General features: G+C 66.5%; 21 protein-coding genes. 7 read left to right on the plus strand and 14 right to left on the minus strand.

Translation table 11 applies throughout. From position 1 onward, the window contains the following. From atzF to MK313_RS09760, 12 genes are all read right to left on the minus strand, one after another. Positions 1-1,680 (minus strand): allophanate hydrolase (atzF, locus tag MK313_RS09705; protein WP_287781173.1); only part of this gene is annotated, 1,680 nt, incomplete at its 3' end. Next, the gene (locus MK313_RS09710) at positions 1,673-2,374 is read right to left on the minus strand and encodes a GntR family transcriptional regulator (RefSeq protein ID WP_287781176.1); all 702 of its coding nucleotides are present in this window, start codon (positions 2,372-2,374) and stop codon (positions 1,673-1,675) included. The genes atzF and MK313_RS09710, both read right to left, overlap by 8 nt. Continuing rightward, positions 2,371-4,044, minus strand: coding sequence for a dipeptide ABC transporter ATP-binding protein (locus MK313_RS09715; RefSeq protein WP_287781178.1), 1,674 nt, complete (start codon positions 4,042-4,044; stop codon positions 2,371-2,373). Before MK313_RS09715 ends, MK313_RS09710 begins: the two co-directional genes overlap by 4 nt. Positions 4,045-4,058: 14 nt before the next feature. Beyond that, on the minus strand, positions 4,059-4,946 hold the full coding sequence (locus MK313_RS09720; protein ID WP_287781180.1) for an ABC transporter permease: 888 nt from the start codon (positions 4,944-4,946) through the stop codon (positions 4,059-4,061). Positions 4,947-4,949: 3 nt separating this feature from the next. Beyond that, positions 4,950-5,996, minus strand: coding sequence for an ABC transporter permease (locus MK313_RS09725; protein WP_287781181.1), 1,047 nt, complete (start codon positions 5,994-5,996; stop codon positions 4,950-4,952). Between the two features lie 15 nt (positions 5,997-6,011). Further along, entirely contained in the window at positions 6,012-7,631 is a 1,620-nt protein-coding gene (locus MK313_RS09730; protein ID WP_287781183.1) for an ABC transporter substrate-binding protein, read from the minus strand. Between the two features lie 288 nt (positions 7,632-7,919). After that, the gene (locus MK313_RS09735) at positions 7,920-8,306 is read right to left on the minus strand and encodes a DUF983 domain-containing protein (protein WP_008943818.1); all 387 of its coding nucleotides are present in this window, start codon (positions 8,304-8,306) and stop codon (positions 7,920-7,922) included. A 103-nt stretch (positions 8,307-8,409) separates the two neighbouring features. Continuing rightward, positions 8,410-12,015 carry a thiol reductant ABC exporter subunit CydC gene (gene cydC / locus MK313_RS09740; protein WP_287781185.1) on the minus strand — a complete coding sequence of 1,202 codons (3,606 nt, stop codon included), beginning with the start codon at positions 12,013-12,015 and terminating at the stop codon, positions 8,410-8,412. Between the two features lie 125 nt (positions 12,016-12,140). Then, entirely contained in the window at positions 12,141-12,506 is a 366-nt protein-coding gene (locus MK313_RS09745) for a hypothetical protein (RefSeq protein WP_287781187.1), read from the minus strand. A gap of 82 nt (positions 12,507-12,588) precedes the next feature. Continuing rightward, positions 12,589-12,912 (minus strand): YggT family protein, encoded by a 324-nt coding sequence (locus tag MK313_RS09750; RefSeq protein ID WP_287781190.1) that lies wholly within the window; start codon positions 12,910-12,912, stop codon positions 12,589-12,591. A 112-nt stretch (positions 12,913-13,024) separates the two neighbouring features. After that, positions 13,025-14,779: a sodium:solute symporter family protein gene (locus MK313_RS09755; protein ID WP_287781192.1), complete on the minus strand. Its 1,755-nt coding sequence runs from the start codon at positions 14,777-14,779 to the stop codon at positions 13,025-13,027. Positions 14,780-14,793: 14 nt separating this feature from the next. Beyond that, positions 14,794-15,066, minus strand: a complete 273-nt coding sequence (locus tag MK313_RS09760) for a DUF4212 domain-containing protein (RefSeq protein WP_051013087.1) — start codon at positions 15,064-15,066, stop codon at positions 14,794-14,796. A 285-nt stretch (positions 15,067-15,351) separates the two neighbouring features. Between MK313_RS09760 and MK313_RS09765 the strand changes: the two genes are divergently transcribed. Genes MK313_RS09765 through MK313_RS09785 form a run of 5 tightly spaced genes read left to right on the plus strand, consistent with a single transcriptional unit; the run spans position 15,352 to position 19,858 of the window. Beyond that, the gene (locus MK313_RS09765; RefSeq protein WP_287781195.1) at positions 15,352-15,930 is read left to right on the plus strand and encodes a hypothetical protein; all 579 of its coding nucleotides are present in this window, start codon (positions 15,352-15,354) and stop codon (positions 15,928-15,930) included. Positions 15,931-15,941: 11 nt separating this feature from the next. Next, complete coding sequence (locus MK313_RS09770) at positions 15,942-17,336, plus strand: exonuclease domain-containing protein (protein WP_287781196.1); 1,395 nt, start codon at positions 15,942-15,944, stop codon at positions 17,334-17,336. Further along, complete coding sequence (locus MK313_RS09775; RefSeq protein ID WP_287781197.1) at positions 17,333-18,781, plus strand: putative nucleotidyltransferase substrate binding domain-containing protein; 1,449 nt, start codon at positions 17,333-17,335, stop codon at positions 18,779-18,781. Before MK313_RS09770 ends, MK313_RS09775 begins: the two co-directional genes overlap by 4 nt. Before the next feature lie 35 nt (positions 18,782-18,816). Beyond that, positions 18,817-19,647, plus strand: coding sequence for a GNAT family N-acetyltransferase (locus MK313_RS09780; protein ID WP_287781200.1), 831 nt, complete (start codon positions 18,817-18,819; stop codon positions 19,645-19,647). Between the two features lie 10 nt (positions 19,648-19,657). Next, positions 19,658-19,858, plus strand: coding sequence for a hypothetical protein (locus tag MK313_RS09785; protein ID WP_287781202.1), 201 nt, complete (start codon positions 19,658-19,660; stop codon positions 19,856-19,858). A gap of 6 nt (positions 19,859-19,864) precedes the next feature. Here the strand turns inward: MK313_RS09785 and MK313_RS09790 are convergent, their stop codons facing one another. Together MK313_RS09790 and MK313_RS09795 are read right to left on the minus strand one after the other, a co-directional pair. Next, entirely contained in the window at positions 19,865-20,647 is a 783-nt protein-coding gene (locus MK313_RS09790; protein ID WP_287781205.1) for an FkbM family methyltransferase, read from the minus strand. 81 nt (positions 20,648-20,728) lie between these two features. After that, a complete protein-coding gene (locus MK313_RS09795) occupies positions 20,729-21,112 on the minus strand; it encodes a hypothetical protein (protein ID WP_287781207.1) in 384 nt (127 codons plus the stop codon). 79 nt (positions 21,113-21,191) lie between these two features. On the opposite strand from MK313_RS09795, the gene MK313_RS09800 reads away from it, so the two are divergent. Beyond that, complete coding sequence (locus tag MK313_RS09800; protein WP_287781209.1) at positions 21,192-22,496, plus strand: MATE family efflux transporter; 1,305 nt, start codon at positions 21,192-21,194, stop codon at positions 22,494-22,496. A gap of 127 nt (positions 22,497-22,623) precedes the next feature. Continuing rightward, entirely contained in the window at positions 22,624-24,042 is a 1,419-nt protein-coding gene (locus MK313_RS09805) for an exopolysaccharide biosynthesis polyprenyl glycosylphosphotransferase (protein WP_287781212.1), read from the plus strand. Positions 24,043-24,068: the final 26 nt, after the last annotated feature.

Genomic DNA, 24,068 nt, shown 5'->3' on the forward strand with positions numbered 1-24,068 from the left:
CTCCACCTTGCCGATGCCCAGCGGCGCAGCGATGCCGGCCAGGAACCCGCCCAGTTCGCTGGCAGGCAGCGTCCACAGCTCCCCGGCGATGGGGGCGCCGACGGACTCCTGCCGCACCAGACCGGGGCGCGGCGGCACCAGATTATCCAGCGCATAGAGCCGGTAGTGGGGGGCGGTCTCGATCTCGCCGATCGGCGTACCGCCACGGGCCAGCAATTCGCCGCTCAGCGGCAGGCCGCTCATATGGGCGCCGAACACCGCCAGTTCGATGCGGTCGCCCGCCGGCATAGCCAGGCTGGATTTCGGCAGCGTCTTGCCGGTGGCGCCCATGGTCACGCCGGCAGCTTCGTGCAGCGACGCGCCCAGCGCCAGCAGTGAGGCATCCGTAAAGGCCGGCGCGAACAGGGTGACGCCGAAGGGCAGCCCGTCCGGCTGGAAACCTGCCGGGACCGCGACGGCGGCGAGGTCGAACAGGTTCATGAAATTGGTGTAGTAGCCAAGCTGGCTGTTGAGCCGCACCGGATCGGCCTCCACATCGGCGATGCGGTGGATGGTGCCGGAGGTCGGCGTCAGTATGGCATCGACGGTTGACCAGGCCTTGCGGGCTTCCTGCGCCAGTTCCCGCAGCCTGTACTGCGCGCGGAAAGAATCGACGGCATCGAATTTCCAGCCGCCCTCGACGATGCCGCGCACCACCGGATGGCCGGCCTCGGGATTGGCCTTCAGGAAGTCGCCGACGGCGGCGGTGCGTTCCGCCACCCACGGGCCCTCATAGAGCAGTCTTGCGGCTTCCAGGAAGGGTGTCAGGTCTATCTCCACCAGCGTCGCGCCCAGATCGGTGCAGCGCCGCTTTGCGGTCTCGAACAGGGCCGGCGTGTGCGGGTTGCCGAAGAAGGCGAGGTCCGCCGCGCGCGGCACGCCAAGGCGCAGACCCGTCCAGCCGGGCAGGGCAGGGGGCACTGCCAGCATGGCGCGGGAGAAGGGCTCCCCCGCATCATACTGGCCGGCGACCGCCGCCACGGCGGCGGCGTCGCTACAGGTCAGCGCGAACACGGTCACGCAGTCCAGCGACCGGCAGGCCGGCACCACGCCGCGCGTGCTGACCAGCCCCAGGCTGCCCTTCCAGCCGACAAGGTTGCAGAAGGCAGCCGGCACCCGGCCCGACCCTGCCGTGTCGGTGCCCAGCGCGAAGCTGACCGCCCCGCCGGAGACGGCGATGGCGGAGCCGGAGCTGGAGCCGCCCGACACATAGTCCGGGTCGAACGGGTTGCGGCCCGGCCCGTAGGGCGAGCGCGCGCCGACCAGCCCGGTGGCGAACTGGTCCAGATTGGTCTTGCCGATCAGGATGGCCCCGGCTTCGCGCAGCAGGGCGACGGCAGGCGCGTCCGCCGCCGGCACATAGGCGAATTCCGGGCAGGCGGCGGTGGTCGGCAGGCCGCCCGCATCGATATTGTCCTTCACCGCGAAGGGCACGCCATAGAGCGGCAGCTCCGCGCGGTCGCGGGACGTCAGCGCCTCTGCCTCGGCGAGAATATCCTGTTCCTCGCGGATCAGGATCCAGCCATTCAGCTCCGCCTGGGCCCGCGCGCGACGCAGGGCTTCCAGCGCCACATCGGCGGGGCTGCCGCCCTCCTCATAGAAGGCAGACAGCGCGGACAGGTCGAAGGAGAGATCACGCATCGGAGGCATCCTGCGTCTGGGAGAGGTTCCGGTCGTTCACAAAGCCGGCACTGGCGGCACTGACCACGATGACGTGGGAGCGCGCGGCCAGGGCGGCGGTTTCCGCATCGCCGCGCAGGATCGCGGTGACGATGGCCTCATGCTCGTCCCAGCTCTTGCGCAGGCGGCCCAGCACATGGAACTGGGCGCGGCGGAACGGGGCCAGGCGGCTGCGGGTGGAACTCACCAGATCGGCCAGATAGCCGGAATGGCAGCCCTCATAGATCAGCCCGTGGAACTGCATGTTGAAGGCGGAATAGTCCTCCAGCGCGCCCGCGCGCACCAGCTCCGCCGAGTGCTGGTGCAGGTCGGACAGGGCCCTTCGCTCGCCAGCGGTCATGCGCTGGGCGGCCAGCCGGGCGCAGGCCGATTCCAGCTCCGCCATCGCCTCGAACATCTCGGTCAGGCGCTGGTCGGTGATGGTGGCGACTACACAGCCGCGGTTCGGCCTGCGCTTCGCAAGACCCATGGCGCAGAGTTGGCCCAGCGCCTCGCGCACCGGGGTTCGGGAGACGCCGAAGCGCTCCGCCATCTTCGGCTCGTCCAGCTTCTCGCCGGGCGGCAGCAACCCCTTCACGATGTCGTCGGCCAGCGCGCGCACCATCTCGTCCACCGTGGTGCCGGTGCGCAGCAGCCTTCTTTTTTGCTGCATCATGCGGGCATCTCTCCTGCCAGGCTGACCCCCTGATGAATTTCTGGCGGGTGTGGAATCGCGTCAAGCAGCGTGCGGGTATAGTCGCTGGCTGGTGCCTTCAGCACGGTCTCGGTCTCGCCTTCCTCGACGATCCGGCCCTGACGCATGACCATGACACGGTCGCAGATCAGCCGCACCACGTTCAGATCGTGGCTGATGAACAGGTAGCTCATCCCCAGCTCGACCTTCAGGTCGGCCAGCAAATTCAGCACCACCGCCTGCACCGAGACGTCCAGCGCCGCCGTCGGCTCGTCCAGGATCACCAGCTTCGGGTCCAGCGCGATGGCCCGCGCGATGCCGACGCGTGCCTTTTGCCCGCCGGACAGCTGGTGCGGGAAGCGGTCCAGCAGCTCCACCGGCAATCCCACCAGCCGGGCCAGCTCCTCGACGCGTGGGCGGGCGGCGTCCGTGCCCTTCAGCCCGCCCATCAGCAGCAGCGGGTCGGCGATGGACCGGAAGGCGCTCCAGCGCGGGTTCAGGCTGTCGGTCGGGTCCTGGAACACCATCTGCAGCTTGCTGCGCTTCGGCGCGCGGGCAAAGCGCGCGGCCGGCAGGGCGCCGATATCCTCGCCATCGAACAGGATGCTGCCGGATGTCGGGTCGGTCAGCCGCATCACCATGGCGGAGGTGGTGGACTTGCCACAGCCGCTCTCGCCGACCAGCCCCAGGCTCTCGCCCTCATGCACGGTGAAGGAGATGCCATCGACCGCGCGGAAGGCGGGGCTGTCGCCACGCGGCGGGAATTCCTTCACCAGCTCGCGCACTTCCAGCAGCGGCTTGCCGCGCGGCACCGCGGCGGGGGCCGGGCGCGGTTCCGGCAGCAGGTCGCGGATGCGCGAATCCAGCCGCGGTGTGGCGCGCAGCAGGCGCTGCGTATAAGGGTGGGAGGGCTGGTCGAACAGGCTGGCGGTGCGCGCCTGCTCCACCACCTTGCCCTTCTCCATGACCACGATGCGGTCGCAATAGGCCGCCGCGAGGCCAAGATCGTGGGTGATCAGGATGGCGGACATGCCGCGCTCGCGCGTGAGTTCGCGCATCAGATCCATCACCGTCTTCTGCGTGGTAACGTCCAGGCCGGTGGTCGGCTCGTCGGCGATCAGCAGCTGCGGCCGGCAGGCCAGCGCGATGGCGATCACGATGCGCTGGCACATGCCGCCCGACAGCTCGAACGGATAGGCGTGGTAGCGCTCCTCCGGGTTGGCGATCTTCACCGCGCGCAGCATCTCGATGGCGGCCTTCTTCGCCGTCGCGCGCACGGCCAGCGCATGTTCGATCAGCACATCCTCGATCTGCCGCCCGACGCTGCGGATCGGATTCAGCGCGGCGCGCGGATTCTGGAACACCATGGACATTTCGCGGCCGCGCAACTCCGTCATCACCTTCTCCGGCGCGCTGTGCACCGGCACGCCGCCGAACACGATGCTGCCCTCAGCGATGCGGCCGGCGCGGTCTAGGATGCGCATGACGGCGAAGGAGGTGACGGACTTGCCGGAGCCAGATTCGCCGACGATGCCGACCGTCTCGCCCTTGCCGACGGCGACGCTGACGCGTTCGATGGCACGCACCGTGCCGCGCCGCGTGGCGAACTCGACCGTCAGGTCCTTAACGTCGAGCAGCGGGATGGCGTTCATGGTTCCGTCCTCCCTCAGGTGCGGCGCTGCGGATCGACGAGGTCGCGCAGACCGTCGCCCATCAGGTTGAAGGTGAAGACCGCCAGCATCAGCGCGGCACCGGGGAACAGCGCCAGCCACCATTCGCCGGACATGATGAAGTTGGCGCCCTCGGCGACCATGATGCCCCATTCCGGTGTCGGCGGGCGCACGCCAAGGCCGATGAAGGACAGGCCGGCGGCATTCAGGATCGCCCAGCCGAGATTGAGCGATATCTGCACCATCATTGGCGGCAGGGCGTTCGGGAAGATATGCACCGCCAGCACGCGCAGATCGCTGTTGCCCGACAGCTTGGCGGCCTGCACGAAGCCGGCCTCGCGGCGGATGTTCACCTCGGCGCGGGCCATGCGGGCATAGAAGGGCAGGTTGATGATGGCGGTGGCGTAGATCACGTTCTCGATGGTGTTGCCCGCTGCCGCGACGATACCCATCGCCAGCACGAACAGCGGGAAGGCCATGATGGTATCGAGGCAGCGCCCGACGATACGGTCGGTCCAGCCGCCATAATAGCCGGCGAGCGAGCCCAGCACCGATCCGGCGAGGAAGGACAGCGCCACGGCGGCGACGGAGATCGACAGGTCCAGCCGCGTGGCGATCACGACGCGGGAGAACACGTCGCGGCCCAGATGGTCGGTGCCGAACCAGTGGTTCCAGGAGGGCGGCTGCAACGCGCGGTCGCCGCTCGTCGCCAGCGGGTCATAGGGCACCAGCCAGGGGCCGAACAGCGCGGCCAGGACGAACATGCCGAACAGGGCGAAAGACAGGGCGGTCACCGGGTTGCTGGCCAGCACATAGCGGAAGTGCCGCCAGAAGCTGTTGCGCTTCGTTGCCGGGACTGCGGCCGGATCGGTCAGCGTGGTCATGGCTCAGTCCTCCAGCCGCAGGCGCGGATCGACCAGCGTATAGACGATGTCGATGGTCAGGTTCAGGGCGACGAACAGCAGTGCCATCGCCAGGACGAAGCCCTGCACGGCGGCATAGTCGGAGACCACCAGCGCCTCGATGGCGTAGGAACCGATGCCCGGCCAGGCGAACACTTTCTCGACCAGCACATTGGCGCCCAGCGCGAAGGAGAACACCATGCCCAGCGTTGTGATGACCGGCAGCAGCGCGTTGCGGAAGCCATAGGCGAACAGCACCTTGCGCTTCGACAGGCCGGCGGCGCGGGCGGTGCGGATGAAGTCGCTGCCCAGCACCTGCAGCATGGAGGCGCGCGTCATGCGGGCGATGGGGGCGAGCGTGAACAGCGCCAGCGTCAGCGCCGGCAGGGCAATATGGGCCAGCGCGCTCCCGAACGCGCCGATATCGCCGGCCAGCAGGGAATCGATGGTGTAGAAGCCGGTCACATGGGCGGGCGGCAGGTAGAGGATATCCAGCCGGCCCATTGGCGGCGGCGCCCAGCCCAGCAGGTAATAGAACAGATAGACCAGCGCCAGGCCGGTGAAGAAGGTCGGCAGCGACACGCCGGCGGTCACCACGAAGCGGCACAGATGGTCGATCCAGCTGTCCGGCCGGGTGGCGGCCAGCACGCCCAGCGGCACGGCGATGGCGATGGAGATCATCAGCGCGATCAGCGTCAGCTCGACCGAGGCGGGCAGGCGCGTGAGGATTTCGTGCAGCACCGGCTGGCCGGTCGAGATCGACATGCCGAGATTGCCGGTCACGAGATCGCCGAGATAGGCCAGGAACTGGATCGGCAGCGGCTGATCAAGGCCCAGGCTCTTGCGGATTTCCGCGATCGAGGCGGCGTCGGCGGCGGGGCCGGCGAAATAGACCGCCGGATCGCCGGGCAGCGCGCGGGTCAGCAGGAAGGTGACGATCACGATGCCCGCGAGGGCGGGCACCGCCTGTAACAGGCGGCGCCCGACAAGCCGGACCTTGGGCGGCATGGCCACCGGGATGGAAATGGCCATGGGTCCGGCCCTCCCTTACGCGGTCTTGAAGGTGAGCGTCCGCACGTCCGGCATGCGGTGGAACCAGAACTCGTAGCCCTCCACGCCCGGACGCATGGCGGTGTCGAGATAGGGCTGGTACAGTGGGATACGCGGCACGTCGTCGAACGCCTTGGCGATCATGCGCTTGATCTTCGGGGTGTAGTCCGGATTGTCCATCGGCATGTGCAGCGTCTCGTTGATGAGCTGCATCATCTCCGCATCGTCATAGTTCGACGCGTTGAACAGGTTGCCCTTCACATAGGCCCAGAAGAAGTAATAGTCCGGCGTGTTCAGCCAGCCGCCGAAATTGTCCAGCAGCAGCGGCAGCTTCTTCTCGACCAGCGCCACGGTGCGCCAGTTGGCACCCGGGATCTTGTCGATGGTCGCCTTGATGCCGATCTTCGCCAGCCCTTCCTGGATCAGCAGGGCCGTCGGCTCGCCCCAGGAGGCGGTGCCGAGGTCGAAGGACAGCGGCACTTCGAAGCCATCCTTGTAGGGCGTCTGGGCCAGCAGTTCCTTCGCCTTGTCGTAATCGGTGGTGTAGGGGAAGGGCTGCGGCCAGGCGATGTCCGTCGGCTCCATGCTGGCGCCGCCCCACATCTTGGCGCCGCGCTCGTAGGCGGCGTTCTTGTGGATTTCCTCATAGGGCACGGCATAGGCGATGGCCTGGCGTACCAGCTTGTTCTTGAACGGCTCGAAGATCAGGTTCGGGCACAGCACATGCAGGCAGTTCTCGATCGGCGTGCCAACCACCTTCACGCTCTTCAGTGCCGCCAGTTCCTTCGCGTCCTTCGCCGGAATGTCGTGCGACAGATGCACGTCGCCGCGCTCGATCAGCGCCCGGCGGGTCGCCTGCGAGGGAATCTCGCGCACGATGATGCGCTTGGCGGCGGGCAGCGGGCCGCCCTTCCAGGCATCGTTGCGGGTGTAGACCAGCTGCTGGCCCGGATCCCAGCGTTCCACCTTGTAGGCGCCGGAACCGGCCGGATTGCGGTGCAGATATTCCATCGCCCACGGGTCCTTCTCCGTGGCGTTGGCCTTGGCGACCTTGGAATTGATGATGAAGGGTACCGGCACGGCCAGGTCGGGCAGGGTCAGCTTCGACTGGCGCAGGAAGTTGATCTTGAAGGTCTTGGCATCGACCACCTCGAACTGCTCCGGCTTTTCCAGCGAGCCGGCCTTCATCTGCACGGTCGGGAAGCCACCGACGGAGACGGCGCGGTCGAGCGACCATTTCACGTCTTCCGCCGTCACCGGGGTGCCATCCCAGAAGGTGGCGTCCTTCAGCTTGAAGGTGACGGAGTTGCCGTCCGGCGCGATCTCCCAGCTTTCCGCCAGCTCGCCTTCCAGCTTGGAATAATCGTAGCTGAGAGAGCCGTCCGGCATGGTCTTGGTGCCGAAGGTCAGCAGCCGGTCATAGCAGTTCACCGAGACCTGATAGCTCGGCCGGTTGGTACCGGTGCGGTGCAGGTCCAGGCTGTTGATCGTGCTGCCGATCACCACGACCAGCGTGTCGGCGGCGGCAGCAGAGGCGGGCAGGACCTTGAGGAAGGGCAGCATGCCGGCGCCGAGAGCGACGCTGGTGCCGGCCTTGAGGAAGTCTCTCCGGTTCATGACGGGTTATCCTTCGACAGTGGAACTGCCAAAGTGCATGCACTTTCCGGGCCAGTCGGCTCTTTCAAATTTATATCATTATATTCAATGAATTATGTGACTTGATCAGAAGCCTTTCGATTCACGAAAAAACTGGGGAGATCAAAAAATAGGCGATGCAATTTTATTGCATAAAAATTGGACACAGATATGGCCGCGAATATCGGGCATCAAAAACGCATCGGCCCGGGATGTGCCCCAGGCCGATGGAAAACGGTTCAGCGATGGTCGGGATCGGCGAGTGCCGCGTCAGCTCCGCTCGGAGCCTTCCGCCTTCAGCGCCCACATCAGCGACAGGACAGCGCCCTTGCAGCGCGGCAGCAACAGCAGGGTCAGTGCCAGCGTGATCACCGACCAGCCGATGCCCTGCAGCCAGATATCGGGCTGGTAGGCACGCTCCAGCCACAGCATCGGCGGCATGACGAGATGAGCGACGATGAAGACCGTCAGCCACGGCGGCATGTCGTCGGCACGGAAATGGCCATAGGCCTCGCCGCAATGGCTGCAGGCGGGCGTCACCTTCAGGTAGGCATGCAGCAGGCCAGGCGTGCCGCATTTCGGACATCGGCGCTGCAGGCCGCGCCACAGCACGGTCGGCAGGGACGGAGGAAGGCGCAGGGCGTTCACGGCTTTCATGTCGCTGTTGTCCGGTGTTCCGTAAGGCTAGCCGCTAACATGGCAGCAGGCGAGGCTTTTGCCATCCTCCCGCAGGCATGGTGCGGCGCTATGCCTCAAGCCGTCACTCCGCCGCACTCCTGTCCGCCGCCGAGGCGAGCTGCCGCCCGACCAGCCGGGCATAGAGCCCACCCTGTGCCAGCAGCTCCGCATGGCGGCCGGTTTCGACGACACGGCCCTGGTCCAGCACGACGATGCGGTCGGCCCCGCGCACGGTGGACAGCCGGTGCGCGATGACGATGGTGGTTCGGCCCTGCTGCAGCCGGTCCAGTGCCGCGCGCACCGCCTGCTCGTTCACCGCGTCCAGATGCGAGGTGGCCTCGTCCAGCACCAGCACCGGCGCGTCCTTCAGGAAGGCGCGGGCAATGGCGACGCGCTGGCGCTGCCCGCCGGACAGGCTGGTGCCGCGTTCGCCGACCCTGGTTGCCAGCCCATCGGGCAGGGCCTCCACAAGATCGGTGAGGGAGGCATTACGCACTGCCGCCTCGATATCCGTAGCACTGGCATCGGGCCGGGCGAGGCGGATATTGGCCTCCAGCGTGTCGTTGAACAGGTAGGTGTCCTGCGCCACCAGCGCGATGCGGGTGCGCAGATCGTCCAGCTTCCAGCGCCGCAGATCCTGGCCGTCCAGTACGATGCGGCCGGATTCCGGGTCCCAGAAGCGCATCAGCAGTTGCGCCAGCGTGGTCTTGCCGGCACCTGACGGGCCGACCAGCGCCACCGTCTCGCCCGGCTGTGCGTGGAAGCTGACGCCGGTCAGTGCCGGACGGCTGGTTCCGGGGTAGCGGAAGCCGACTTCCTCCAGCACCAGATCGGCGCCCTGCGCGCCTTCTGCCCGCGCGACCTCCACACCGGGGCCGTCTTCCACCACAGGCTTTTCCTGCTCCACCGCATGGATACGCCGTGTGGCGCCCAACGTGTCGGCAAGCTGCCGGCCGATCTGCGCGATCTCGGATACCGGAAGGAAGGCGGCCAGCGCCAGCAGGGTCAGCAGCGGCAGATGGCCGGCATCGATGGCGCCAATGGAAGCCAGATAGGCCCCGGTGACGACGATGGCGAGGCCGCCAAGTCCGGTCAGCACCTCCAGCAGGCTGTGCTGCGCCGTCAGCTCGCGGAAGAACGGCATGCGCAGATGCATGTGATGCTCGGTCAGCCGGTCGAGCGCATCGCCGCGCGTCCGTTCCTGCCGGTTGGCGACGATCTCGCCCAGCCCCTGCACGGTATCGACGGCATGCGCGGCCAGCTCGCCGGCGGCTTCCCGCGCGCGCGATCCCAGCCGGTCCACGTGGCGGCGCATCAGCCAGGGGCTCAACCCCACCGCCAGCAGGAAGGGCAGCAGCACGAGCGCCAGTAGCGGGTCCTGGCCGGCCAGCACCGCCAGCACGACGGCGGGCACCAGCACGGCGACGACGGCGGGGGTGATGGTGTGGGCGAAGAAGTACTCCACCAGTTCGATATCATGGGTGGCGATGCCCATCAGGTCGCCGGTGCGGCGGCGCACCAGATAGGCCGGCGCCAGCTTGTCCAGCTTGTTGAACATGGCGATGCGCATCTCCGCCAGCAGCCGGAAGGCGACATCGTGCGCCAGCCAGGATTCCGCCCAGTGCAGGATGCCGGCCAGCGGTGCCGTCACGAACAGCCAGGGCAGCAGGTGCCCGAAAGGCTGGCCGTTCTTCAGCGCCAGCACGATCAGCGCGCTGACCACGCCGACGCCGATGAAGGCGGCGACCCTGGTGACGCCGAAGATGAAGGTCAGCGCCATCTTGCCGCGCCAGGGGGTGATCAACCGCATCAGGATGACGATCAGCTGGCCCCAGCCCAGCCCCTCGGCGGCGACGATGCCCTCGGTCGGCCCGACGGCCTGTCCGGTGGGAAGGTCGGCGGCGGCCTGCGCCGGCGCATCGGTCTTCGCCGCGCCGTCCAGCAGCGGCGCATCCTGCCGGCGTTCGGCATCCTTCGCCTGCTCGGCCATGAGGGCCGCATAGACGCTGCCCTTTTCCATCAGCGCGGCGTGGCTGCCCTCCTCCGCCACCTTGCCGCCATCCAGCACCAAGATGCGGTCGCAGCCGATGATGCTGGACAGGCGGTGCGCCAGCACCAGCGTGGTGCGGCCCTGCATCAGCCGGTCCAGCGCCTGCTGGATGACCGCCTCATTCTCGGCATCGATGGCCGACAGCGCCTCATCCAGGATCAGGATCGGGGCGTCGCGCAGGATGGCGCGGGCAATGGCCACGCGCTGGCGCTGGCCGCCGGACAGCTTGATGCCCTTCTCGCCGATCAGCGTGTCATAGCCCTGCGGCAGGCCCATGATGAAATCGTGGATGTTGGCCGCCTTCGCCGCCTCGATCATGGCGTCCCGGTCGGCATCGGGCCGGCCCAGCAGGATGTTCTCGCCAATCGTGCCGTGGAACAGATAGGCGTCCTGATGCACGACGGCGATGCGGCTGCGGATATCGGCGAAGGGAATCTGCCGCAGGTCGGTGCTGCCGATGCGGATATGGCCCCGGTCGGGATCGAAAAAGCGCAGCAGCAGCCGCACGATGGAGGATTTGCCAACGCCGGACGGGCCGACGATGCCGACGCGCTCCCCCGGTCTCACGGTAAAGCTGAGGCCATCATGGGTCAGCCGCCGGCTGCCCGGATAGGCGAAGGCGACATCCTCGAAACTGATGGAAGGCTCCAGCGCGGCAGGCGCAGGGCCGGCGGCATCGGGCACCGGCGGCTGGGCGTCGAAGATGCGATAGACGCCCTGCGCCGCCGACAGCCCGACCATGCCCTCATGCAGCACGGTGCGCAGATCGCGCATCGGGCGGAACATCTCAATGCCGGTCATCAGGATCATCAGCAGGGCGGTCAGCTCCATGGCGCCGGCCTCGACGCGGAAGGCGCCCAGCGCCAGCGCAGCCGCTGCACCCAGCGCGATGGAGGTATCGGTGATGCCGCGTGCCAGCGTGTTGGTCGCCAGCACCCACATGGTGGAGCGGAACAGATCGCGCGCCTTCACCGCCAGCAGCTCGGCGCGCGGGCGGCTCTGCCCGAAGGCTTTCAGCGTGGCGAGGCCCTGGATCGAATCCAGCAGTTCGGAGGCGAAGGCCGAATAGGCACGCTGCCGGTCGCGTGCCTTGCGGGTGTCAAGCTTGTGCCAGGCCGCCGGGGCGAACAGCGCCAGCAGGGCAAAGCCCAGCATGATCAGCGCCACCGGCAGGTCCAGCCAGGCCACAAAGCCGAAGATCAGGAACGGGGTGAGTGCGGAGACCAGCAGCTGCGGGATGTACTTGCCGAAATAGGTCTCCAGCTGCTCCACACTGTCGATCAGGGTCAGCGCCAGGTCGCCGGAGCGCTGCTGGCCGACATAGGCCGGCCCCAGTGCCGCGATCTTGTCGTAGATGGCGCGTCGCAGCTTCGCCTGCACACGGGCGGCGGTTTCGTGCGCGACCATGATGCGCCATTGCTCGAAGAAGCCGCGCAGGATCATGGCCAATCCGACCAGCACCGCCGGCAGCAGGATTTCCTGCAGCGTCGCGCCCTGGAACACCCTGGCGATCAGCCAGCCCAGCAAGGCAAGACGCGCGATGCCGAGGGCGACTGCCATGAGGCCGATGGCAACGGCACCGGCGATGCGCCAGCGCACACCCTCGGTATAGGCCCACAGGCGCATCTCGAAATGCATGTCGAACTCCGCTGTCGCTGCAACTGGATCGCAACAGCTTATCGCAAGCGCACAGTCAGAACAGCCTGCATGACGGGATAGGGGCGATACGCCCCTGTAACAGCAGGAGATCGGTAACGGCTAGCTTAGCGGATCAGCGGGATTACCAGGCTGGCCAGCCACAGCGAGACGGCGCCGCCGGCGCTGTAGCGCGCATAGCGCTGGTAGATGTCACGCAAGGTGCTGCCGATCACCTTCTGGCGGCGGCTTTCCGGCAGCGGATGGGTCTTGCCCAGCAGCAGCCACGTCTCGGTGCGGCGGTAGTCGGTGCTGGCCGCCGCCATGGCGCGATAGGCGAGGATTGCGGCCATGATGATCATGGTCGCCGCCCCGACCTTCAGGGACAGGGCAACATCGAAGCTGAAGGCGATCATGAGGGTGCCGACCGCCAGCAGGGCAAAGGCCGTGCCCCGTCGCACCGAAATTTCCGCGCAATCCTTTATACGGTCCATGAACAGCCACCCCATCTTCAGGTGACGGTCAATATCAGCACTTCATAATCTGAATGTGTGCAAACCGTTGCGCAAGAGGGATTCAGCTGGCCGGCTGCAGGCCCAGGCTGGGGGCAAGGCCGTAATAGCCCAGCACCGCCCAATAGACGAAGCGGATGACCAGCAGCCAGAAGATGGCCACCAGCGGCAGCAGCCCGCGTGTGACGAAATCGGGGGTGATGGCGCCCGCAGCGTTCAGGACGGGATCGGTCAGCCGGCAGAAGGCCCGCCAGATGTAATTGTGCCAGTCGGGGGACACGAACAGCCCCAGCAGCATGCGGCCCAGCAGCGTATAGATCAGGGCGGCGATGATGTAGTTGGGGATATGGAAGTACCAATAGTCCCAGAACGGATTGCCGGAGATCATGCTGTTTCTTTTGTCCTGAATGACGTTTCCTGCCGGGACAAAGCCTAGCAAAGCGGAAAAGAAAAGGGCAGGGCCATGCGGCCCTGCCCAGTTTCGTTCCTGAAGAGGCCTTTTAGGCCTTTTCCTCCATCAGGGTCTGACCCCTCGGGATGCGGATCGAGTCGATGAAATCCTGCATCTCCCTGGATGGCGGCGGCGTCATCATGCTGACGATGATGGTCGCCAGGAAGCCCGTCGGGATACCGAACAGGCCCGCCGAGATGTTGGAGACACCAAACCACAGCGGCATGTTGAAGTACTTCGTCGCCACCAGATAGAACAGGGTGAAGCCGAAGCCGATCAGCATACCGGCGATGGCGCCCTCCTTCGTGCAGCGTTTCCACCACACACCCAGCACCAGCACGGGGAACAACCCGGCCGCTGCCAGCGAGAAGGCCCAGGCGACGAGCGCCAGGATGCCACCCGGTCTTGTCGAGGCGACCGCCGCTGCCAGAATCGCCACCACAACCAGCAGGATGCGGGCGACGACCAGACGCTTGGCCGTGGAGGCCTGCGGATCGATCATGCGGTAGTAGATATCGTGGCTGAGCGCGTTGGCGATGGCCAGCAACAGGCCGTCCGCAGTGGACAGCGCGGCTGCCAGACCGCCGGCGGCGACCAGACCCGCGATCACGTAGGGCAGGCCGGCAATTTCCGGGGTCGCGATCACGATCACGTCCGGATTGATCTTCAGTTCGGCGAACTGAAGGATGCCGTCCTTGTTGGCGTCGGCGATAGTGACAAGGCCGATGTCGGAGTAGATCTTCACCCAGTTCGGCAGTTCGGCGATGGTCGCGCCGATGACGTTGGTGAAGATTTCGTACTTCGCGAAGGCGGCATAGGCCGGCGCCGTGAAATACAGCAGGAAGATGAACAGCAGGCTCCAGCCGACCGACTTGCGGGCATCACGGACGCTGGGCGTCGTGAAGAACCGCATCAGCACGTGCGGCAGGGAGGCCGTACCGACCATCAGACAGAGGATCAGAGCGAAGAAGTTCAGCGGATCGAATGACGAGAATGGAATGACGTGCGCCGTTGCACCGGCTAGTGCGGGCTTGGTCTGTTCCAGCTCGGTAATGCGCTGGATGATCTCGCCATACATCAGCTGCGGTATCGGAATGCCCGTGGTCTGGGCCGACAGGATAACGACCGGCACCAGGTAGGCGATGATCAGCACGATATACTGTGCGACCTGCGTCCAGGTAACCGCCCGCATGCCGCCCATCATCGAGCAGACCAGAATGCCGATCAGACCCACGAACACGGCGATCTCGAAGGAGATGCCGAGGAAGCGCGAGGCGATCGTGCCGACACCCACCACCTGACCGACAATGTAGGTGAAGGAGCAGGCAAACAGCACCAGAATGCCGATCGAGCGGGCGAAGTTGCCGCCGAAACGCGCACCCAGGAAGTCGGGCACGGTATAGGCGCCGAACTTGCGCAGATAGGGCGCGATCAGCACCGCCACCAGCACATAGCCGCCGGTCCAGCCCAGCACGAAGGCAAGGCCGTCATAGCCGCGGGCATACAGGCCGCCCGCCATTGCGATGAAGGATGCGGCGCTCATCCAGTCCGCGGCGGTCGCCATGCCGTTGTAGAGCGGCGGAACGCGGCGTCCGGCGACGTAGTATTCGGACACCTGCATGGTCCGCGACAGGATGCCGATGCCGGCATAGACCGCGATCGTGAAGAACACGAACAGATAGCCGATGATCTTGTTCGGGACGCCCAGCTGCTCAAGGATCGCGAGCAGGATGACGAAGCCCAGGAAGCCGCCGGTATAGACACCGTAGATGCGGCCGAGGTTGGAAATGAAATCCCCTTTCATGGCATGTCCCCCGCTCAGTCTTCAGCGACGCCGCATTCCTCATCGATCTGGTTCTGCTTGGCCGAGTACCAGAAGATGAGGACAACGAAGGCAATGAGCGAACCCTGCGCGGCCATGTAAAAGCCGAGAGGGAAGCCGATGAAGTTGATTTCGTTCAGCGCACTGACGAAGAAGTGCACGACGAAGCTGAAAAAGAACCAGATGGCCAATGTGACCCACATCAGCGACTTGGTCCGTTGCCAGTGCTCCACCGCCTTTTCGGGTGAAGTCGAGGAATCGCTAGACATTTCGAATACGTCTCCCTCCTGTTTGCCGGGCGGCTGATTTTTTGTTTATTTCCGCCCCAAATGACCCTTTTACGCACAATTGTCTTTGCCCGATTTTTTCAGGCAAAGCTGTGCGCGCAATCGAAACGGCTCTACCTAAACCTTCTCTTGCGCTTACCCGAAAATAGCATAGCCTATTATTTGTCAAAACAATAATTCTGGGCGGGGAAGGATTTGTTAGCTTCGATTACACGTCTTTGGCGGCCCGAATCTTCAGTAGAGGATGCTGCGGCCTTTCGCCGTTTCATGGCCGAGCAGTCGGCTTTCGTGGCGCAGAAATGCACATTCGAGTATGCACGTGCCCGCGCCGGTCTGAACTGGGACAAGCTGTTCCGGGAAATGGCGTTTCGCCAGGCGGTGGAAAAATCGCGCTGGGAAGCCTTCTGCTATGTGCTGTCCGACATCGGGATCATCCTGGAGGGCGCCTTGCGGCCGCACGCGGCGGAACGCGAGCTCGAACTGGCGGAGCGCATGGGGCGGCTGTTCGAGTTGTGCCTGCTGGAACATGCCATCCCCGACCACCGGCCGGAGGGCTGGGGCGATGAGATTGAGGACTTCAAACTACGCCTTGCCCAGGCACAGTTGGCGGCGCCCAGGGCGCCCTACGATATCGGCCTGACCTCGGGCGGGCGCATCTACAAGGTGCTGCCGATCCACAGCAACCTCACCCGCTTCGACCGCGAACTGGTGACCAACAACATCCGCTTCGCGCTGTGCCGTTTCCATGAGGACATGCAGCGCCGGCTGGTGCCCGCTGCCGTCGTGGCGGACCTGCTGACCAGCGCCCCGGCTGCCCGTCCGGCCGCCCCCTCTGGCGAGAGCTGAGCGGGGGCCTCTTGCGTGGCGGCTTGCGGAAGGCGCTGTTCGTCACCCTGCTGGTGACGGCTGGCGGCTTCCTGGCGGCCCTGTTCCCCGCCTTGTTCGGTCTGGCCGACCTTACTAAGGGCATCGGCGTCTGGGCGCTGGCCAGCCTTGTAGGCCTTGCCGCCGGCCTCGCCGGGCTGTGGGTCATGATGACCCTGCTGGACGGGCATTTCGACCAGCTGGTGCGCCTGCATGGCGCGGTGCTGGGCGCCGGGGTGCGCGGTGGCACGCTGCCGGACAGCTGGAATGCGCGTGGCGGAAAGCCGGACGAGCTGCAGCGGCTGGCCGGCGCCATCGCCACCGTGCTGGCGCGCGATCGTGCCGATGACCGCCGTGTCGATGCGCGACTCAGCGCGGTTCTGGGCGCCATCGGCGAGCCGATCCTGGTGGTGACGCAATCCGGCCTCATCAGCCTGATGAACGCCAAGGCCGCTGCCCTGCTAGGTCCCGGGCGGCTGCATCTGGGCGGCAGCCTCTATGCCATCCTTGACCGGACGCCGCTGATCGACGCCTCCGGCGAATCGCGGGCAACAGGCGCGCCGGTCGAGCGGACCCTCACCGGGGTCGCGGGCGATACCTACCCCGCGCGGATCGTGCCGCTGGACGAACCCGACGGCCTGCTGATCGTGTTCCTGTCCGATGTGCCGGGCCATGCCGCCGACATTGTGGAGCATGACATGGCCCTGCACGACACGCCGCCGGATATCGCGCCGCACCCGGACCTGCCGCTGACCGAGCTGCCGGCCCTGTCTCTGGATTGCGAGACGACCGGGCTGAATGTTGCCACTGACCGCGTCGTCTCGGCCGCCGGTATCGTCATGCACGGGCCGCGGCTCTACCGCCATCTCGCCTATGATCGGCTGGTCAATCCGGGCGTGCCGATCCCGCCGGCCTCCACTGCGATCCACGGCATCACCGATGACATGGTCGCATCGGCACCGCCGGTCGCCGAGGTGCTGGCGGAACTGGCCGAGCTGCTGCGCGGGCGTGTCGTGATCGGCCACAATATCGCCTTCGACCTGGCGGTGCTGCGTGCCGAGGCGGCCCGGCACGGCGTCGCCTGGACTGATCCGCTGGCGCTGTGCACGGCGCTGCTGTTCAGCTTCCTGTATCCGCGGCACCGCGACCTGAACATGGAGGCGGTGGCCGCCATGTGTGGGGCGGAGATCGAGGGCCGCCACACCGCTTTCGGCGACTGCCTGGTGACCGCCGAAATCTTCGCCGGCATGCTGCCGCTGCTGGCCGAACAGGGCGTCACCACGCTGGCGGATGCCCAGCGCGTCCTGGCGCAGCCTTCCGTCATGCGGGCTCGCCAGCATGAGGCCGGGTGGCATGCATCAGCGGATGGAAAGGCAGGCGAGCGATGAATGCCGACGCGCTGCAGCGGCTGGACAGTTTCCCCTACCGCCACCGCGTGGCGGAGGTGATGAGCAGCCCGGTCGTCACCATGCCGGCGGCGGCCACGGTAAAGCAGGCCTGCGACCTGATGATCGAGAAGGGCATCAGCTCCGTCCTGGCCACGGGGGGCAGCGGGCTGGCGCCCACTCTGGGAATCGTGACCGAGCGCGATGCGTTGCGGTTGATTGCCGAGGAAGGAGAGGCTGCTCTCGGCGCGCCGCTGTCGCGGCTGATGAGCAGCCCGGTCGAAGGCGTGCCGCAGGATGCCTTCGTCTATCTGGCGCTGGGCCGGATGGACCGGCTGGGCGTACGCCACCTGGCGGTGTTCGATACCGACGGGTCGGTGGTCGGCATCCTGTCGGCGCGGCAGCTGTTGCGCCAGCGCGCCGGCTCCGCGCTGGCCATCGGCGACCGTATCGGGGTTGCCCGCAGCGCTGAAGAAATGCTGGAAATCGTGCGCGGCCTGCCGGCGCTCGCCAGTTCGCTGCTGGCCGAGCAGGTGGCACCGCTGGATGTGGCCGCCGTCATCTCCGGCGTGATGCGTGATGTGACCGGCCGTGCCGCGACCCTGTCCGCCGAGGCGATGGCGGAGGCCGGCTGGGGTCCCGCGCCGGCCCCCTGGTGCGCGCTGATCCTGGGGTCCGGCGGGCGCGGCGAAAGCCTGCTGGCCCCCGATCAGGACAATGGCATCCTGCATGCCGGCACGCCGAAGGACGATCCCTGGTACGCGGAACTCGGCCGCCGCATGGCCGACATGCTGAACGAGGCGGGCATCCCCTATTGCAAGGGCGGGGTGATGGCGAAGAACCCGGAATGGCGCCATGACGAGACTGGCTGGCGCCGCGCCATCGATATCTGGGCGGAACGGCCAATCGGGGAAAACCTGCTGAATGTCGATATCTTCTTCGATTTTCAGGCGGTCGCGGGCCGGGGCGATCTGGCGGAGCTGCTGCGCGCCTACGCGCTGGATCGCGCCCGCAAGACCATCGGCTTCCTGCGCAATTTGTCGCTGAACCAGCGCGAGATGCGCCCGCCGCTGGGCTTCTTCGGCGGTATCCAGACCATTGACGGGCGGGTCGATCTGAAAATCGGCGGATTGCTGCCGGTGGTCAGCGCGGCACGCATCCTGGCGCTGCGGGGCGGGGTCGCGGCGACGGCGACGGCGGACCGGCTGCGCGAGGCCGCCAGCCTGGGGCTGATCGCGGAGAATGACGCCGCCGACCTTGCCGGCGCCCATCGCATTCTGGTGCGCCTGGTGCTGGAACAGCAGATCGAGGATATCGCCGAGGGCCGCCAGCCCGGCACAAGGGTGGAGCTGGCCCGCCTGACCAAGCCGCAACGCCATCTGCTGCGCGAGGTGCTGCGCCGCATAGGCCAGGTACCCGACATGGTGCAGGACGCCCTTTCCGCGTAAGGTCGGCGGAATACGAAGCGAAACAGGGACATGCCATGAAGATGCGGACGATGACACCGGCCGACCTTGATCTCGTGATCGACTGGGCGGCATCGGAGGGCTGGAATCCGGGGCTGGAGGATGCCGCCGCCTTCCAGGCGGCCGATCCCGAGGGGTTCTTCGTCACCGAGCATGAGGGCCAGCCCGTCGCCGCCATCTCCGTGGTCAATCTCGATCCCAGCTTTGCCTTTCTGGGCCTGTATATCTGCCGGGAGGAATGGCGCGGCCAGGGCATCGGCCTCGCCCTGTGGAACCATGCGCTGCGCCACGCCGGAAACCGCACCGTTGGGCTGGATGGCGTCGCCGCACAGCAGGCCAATTATGCGAAATCCGGTTTCGTGCGCACTGGTGCGACGCGGCGGCTGGAAGGCGCACCGGGTACGCAGGGCAGCGCGGATATCCACCTGGCGGCGCCTGCCGATTTGCCGGCGCTTCTGGCTCTGGACGAACAGGCGAACGGCTATGCCCGTCCGGCTTTCCTGACCGGCTGGGTGGCACCGCTGAAAACCCGCCGCACGCTGGTTCTGGAAGGGGCCGGTGGCCCGGAAGGCTTCGCCACCATCCGGCGCTGCCGCAGCGGGGCGAAGGTCGGCCCGGTCGTCGCACCCGATGCCGATGCGGCGCTGCGGCTGATCCGGGCCGCTGCCGGTATCTTCCCCGATGGCGGTCCGGTTATCGTCGATGTGCCGGACAGCAATGAGGCGCTCGGCCAGCTTCTTGCCGACACATGTATGGTAGAGACATTTGCAACCGCACGGATGTATAAAGGGCCACCGCCGCTGGCCACACCGCTGCTGCACGCACCGGCGACGCTGGAACTGGGATGAGGAGCCGACGATGCCGTCTTTTGCTTCCCTTGGCGCCCTGCTGCTCGCCGCTATGATGCTGGCGGGTTGCGGCGCTGTCGAGACCATCGACTGGAACCGCACCGCCGACGGCTGGGTACGCGGGATGTGCCGCGATCGCAGCAATGTCGATTGCCATGGCGAATATCAGCGCCACCCGACACTGCGCAACCATGCCGGGGGCAGGGTATAGGCTGCCTCAGGCCGCCCGCAGGTTTTCAGGCGATGCGGTGAACACGAAATTATTGATGTAGGTCGCGCCCTTCAGGCGCTTGGTACCGGCCTCGTTGAGGGCGGCGCGGTTCTGCAGCCGTGCCGCATCGAAGGACTCGACGGGGTGCCATTGCCCGTCCATGCGGAAGAAGCCGCTATAGCCCAGCGGCTCCAGCAGGCCGCGCAGCGCGGCGACGGCGCCGGGGCGGTGACGTTCCTCCGCCTCGACCAGGATCGTCGGCTGATGTCGCCGCAGCAGGCCAAGCCCACCCTCGATCACCGCGCTCTCGAAACCTTCCACATCGATCTTCATGAAGCCGATGGGCAGGTCCCGGACCGAGTCCAGCCCGTCCAGCCGATGCACGGGGACGGTGATATCGGCGACATTCGCCATGCCCTCCAGCGGCTGCAGTGTCGAGAGGGCTGTCATGCCATCGGGAATATGCAGGGTGGCGTTGCCATCCTCGTTGCCGAGCGCGCAATTCTCGACGATCAGCCTGCCATCCCGAACCGCCGCCGCGAAGCGCCGGGCCACCAGCCGGCTGAGGCGGGGGATCGGCTCGACGGCGACGACCAGCCGCGCCCGGCGCAGCAGCCAGTGCGTGTACAGGCCGGTATTGGCGCCGATATCCAGTGCCACGGTCCCCGCCGGGCACAGGACCGGCAGCAGCGACAGTTCCGGGTCGGCATAGAAGGGGGCCGCGCGGTCGCGCAGGTCGAGAAGCACCCGGTACAGGGCCGGCATGCGCTTGGACAGGAAAGCTTGCAAGGAGATATCCGGAAGGCAGGAAAGAGGAAGCCTGTAAATTAGCTTAAACTCGCGATATTGTCGCCGCCAATCGGCGTCACATCAGGGCAGGCAGCTATGGGGCGCCCAGGGAAGGTTTCGATAATGCGGGGTGATGGTGATGCGGTCCGCGACCTGCCAGATCGGGCTGTTGTCGGCCGGGCAGCTGGTCATGACGGCGGCTGTCGGGTTGCCGTTCCAAGAGTCCGGGATGTTCACGCGGACAACCACTTCCTTGCCCCAGCGCTGCGGCGGGCCGATCCACCAGCCGGCGGGCAGCGCGGCAGTGAAATGCTCGTGAAGGGCCAGCTGCAGGTCGAAGGTTTCCGGCGAGAAGCCGGGCAGGGCTCGCGATGAACGGTTTCCCTGCGCCGCAGCGGGTACAGCCGTCAGCGCCGCGACCAGCACGACCGCCATGCAGAACGCGGCACGGGTGCTTCGGCTCATTGGCGGCGCGGAATATCTTGGTGCAGGCGCATGCCGGTAGCTATCACGGTTTCCGCGCCCCCCTCAACGATCTGTCTCAATGATGCTGGCCAATTTCTCTTCCCTGATCACGACGCTGAAGAGCGGCGCGCTCTGGCGCTATGCCGCCGGGCTGGGCGTGCGCGGCGTGGAGACAATTGGCAAGCTGGGGCTCTATGTCGCTGTCGGGGCGCGGCTGGGCGCGCATGATGCCGGCCTGTTCTTCCTCTGCCTGACCTGGATCGGCATCGTCTCGACCGTGGCGCGCCTCGGCTTCGACCGCGCGATGACCCGCCATATCGCGGCGGAACTGGCTGTCGGCAATGGAAGGGCGGCGCGCGCCGCGCTGGTGCAGGGGCTAGCACTGACCACGCTGGCGTCCGTGGCGGCCGCATTGCTGACCGTGCTGGTGGCGGATCTGGCGGCGGTGCGGCTGTTCGGCTTTCCGGACCTGGCCTGGCCGCTCTATTTGTCGGCGCTGGTGCTGGTGCCGCAGACCCTTGCCTTCTCCCTGGGGGCGGCGCTGGCCGGCTTCGGCAGGGGCGTGGCCGCGCAGGTCGTGCAGAACGCCCTCTGGCCGGTGGTGACGCTGGCCGCCCTGCTGGCGCTGCCGATTGCGGTTGAGGGCGTCATCGTCGCGCTGGGTGCTGCCCTCGCGGCCAGCTGCCTGCTCGGTGGTGCCATTCTGCTGCGGGAACGGGGCCGGCTTCGCACCATACCGGCACAACCGGCTGCAGAGGCGCTGCCCAGCCTGTGGGCGACGGCGCGGCCCCTGCTGGTGGTCGAGATCACCCAGGTCGGGCTGTCGGGCCTGCCGGTGTTCGTGCTCGGCATGGTGGCGGATGCGGCGACGGTCGGCGCCTTCAGCATCGCCAGCCGGATATCGATGCTGATCTGGGTCATCATCATTTCCATCGGCACGCTTGCCGCACCGCGCTATGCGGCATTATACCGCCTTGGCGACAGCGATGGTCTGCGTGCCTATAACCGGCTGGTGCAGCGCGGCGCCGCGCTGGTCGCGGTGCCGGCAACGCTGGTCATGCTGGCCGTGCCGGAATTCCTGCTCGGCCTCATCTCGGCGGATTTCCGCATCGCTGCCCTGGCACTGCAGATCCTGGCCCTGGGGCAGATGGCGAATGGCCTGTTCTCGTGCCAGGACATCCTGCTGGCGATGGCTGGCAAGGGGGACGTGCTGCGGCGGCTGAACCTGCTTCAGCTTGCGGTCGGGCTGGTACTGTGTGGCCTGCTGATCCCGGCCTTCGGCCTGACCGGGGCGGCGCTGGCGGCGTCGCTGACCGTCCTGCAGGGCGCGCTGGGGACGCATTGGGCAGCACGGCGCCATGTCCTGTCGATAGGACGAAATTAACCTTATATTAAAATATATTTGATAAATATTGCCCTGTGCGGTGTTTCTGAGTACGCATTTAACCGGGCGGGCGTTCCATGCGCCCGCCGAAATTTTCTCCGGAAAGATACAGGGTAACGGACGCCTCATGCGGTGGACATTCGGGTCGTTCAATCGGCTGGTGCTTCTGTCCGATCTGGTTATTTGCGGGGCCGTGCTGCTCCTGGTCTCGCATCTGGACGGGTCGGTCCCGGCCGGAGGGCAGACGGCGCCGGAGATCGCGTTACTGCTGCTCGACAGCATCGTCTTCGTCAGCTGCATGATCTTCGCCGGCGCCTACCGGTTCGAGAATTATCGCAAACCACTGAATGAAGCGGCCCGCTTCGCCTTCTGCCTGGCCGCCGGATTCGTGGTCGTGGCGGGGCTGGAGGCGCTTGTCGGCGGCTCGGCGGCGCATCCGCCCGAAGCGCTGGCGATGTGGCATGTCGCGGCCTGGGTCGCGCTGTCCGCCGGGCGGCTGGCGGTCGGGCGCGTGGCGCGCCACATGATCGAGACAAACCGGCTGCGCCGCGACATTGTCATTGTCGGCTCGACCGAGATTGCCGGACAGATCATCCGCAATACGCAGACGCCAGAATGGCGCCATTACTATCGCGTGGTGGCGGTCTTCGACGACCGGGTGAACCGTCTGCACAGCGAACACCGGGACGAAAACGAAGGCATCGGCATCACCGGGGCGATCGATACGCTGCATGCCTACATCCAGGAGCATCCTGTCGATATCGTCGTCATCGCCCTGCCCTGGGAGGCGACGGAGCGGATTTTCGGCCTGCTGGAGCGGCTGCAGATGATCGCCGCCGATATCGTCCTGCCGCTGAAGCAGAATGTGCTGAACCTGCGGCTGCCGCATGGCGGCCAGGTTGCCGGCATCCCCGTGCTGGAACTGATGCGCGAGCCGCTGAAGGGCACCAAGGCGCTGCTGAAGCTGGTGGAGGATTATACGGTTGCCGCTGTCGGGCTCGTCCTCGTGGCGCCGATTCTGGCGCTTGCGGCCCTTGCCATCAAGCTGGAAAGCCCGGGTCCGGCGCTATTCCGGCAGCCGCGCCTCGGCCTCAACAACAAGCCGTTCATGATCTACAAGCTGCGCACCATGAGGCTCGACCCCAGCGATGATGGCAGCCGGGGGACATTCCGGGAAGACCCGCGCATCACCCGCGTCGGCGCTTTCCTGCGTCGCACCAGCATCGACGAGCTGCCGCAACTCCTCAATGTGCTGCGCGGCGAAATGTCCGTGGTGGGGCCGCGCGCCCATGTGCCGAAGATGCTGGTCAGTGACCAGCTCTACGCCGAGGCGGTGCGCCGCTACGCGACGCGCAGCCGCCTGAAGCCGGGCATTACCGGCTGGGCGCAGATCAACGGCATGCGTGGGGGCATCCATTCGGTGGAGAAGGCCAGGAAGGGCGTCGAGCTGGATACCTACTACATCGAGAACTGGTCGCTCTGGCTCGACCTGAAGATCATGGCGCGCACCCTGCTGGTCGGCATGGTCGGCCGCGACATCTTCTGATCGCCCCGCTCTGCGCGCCTAACAAT

It is taken from the genome of Oceanibaculum sp., assembly GCF_022449305.1.
GTDB lineage: Bacteria > Pseudomonadota > Alphaproteobacteria > Oceanibaculales > Oceanibaculaceae > Oceanibaculum > Oceanibaculum indicum.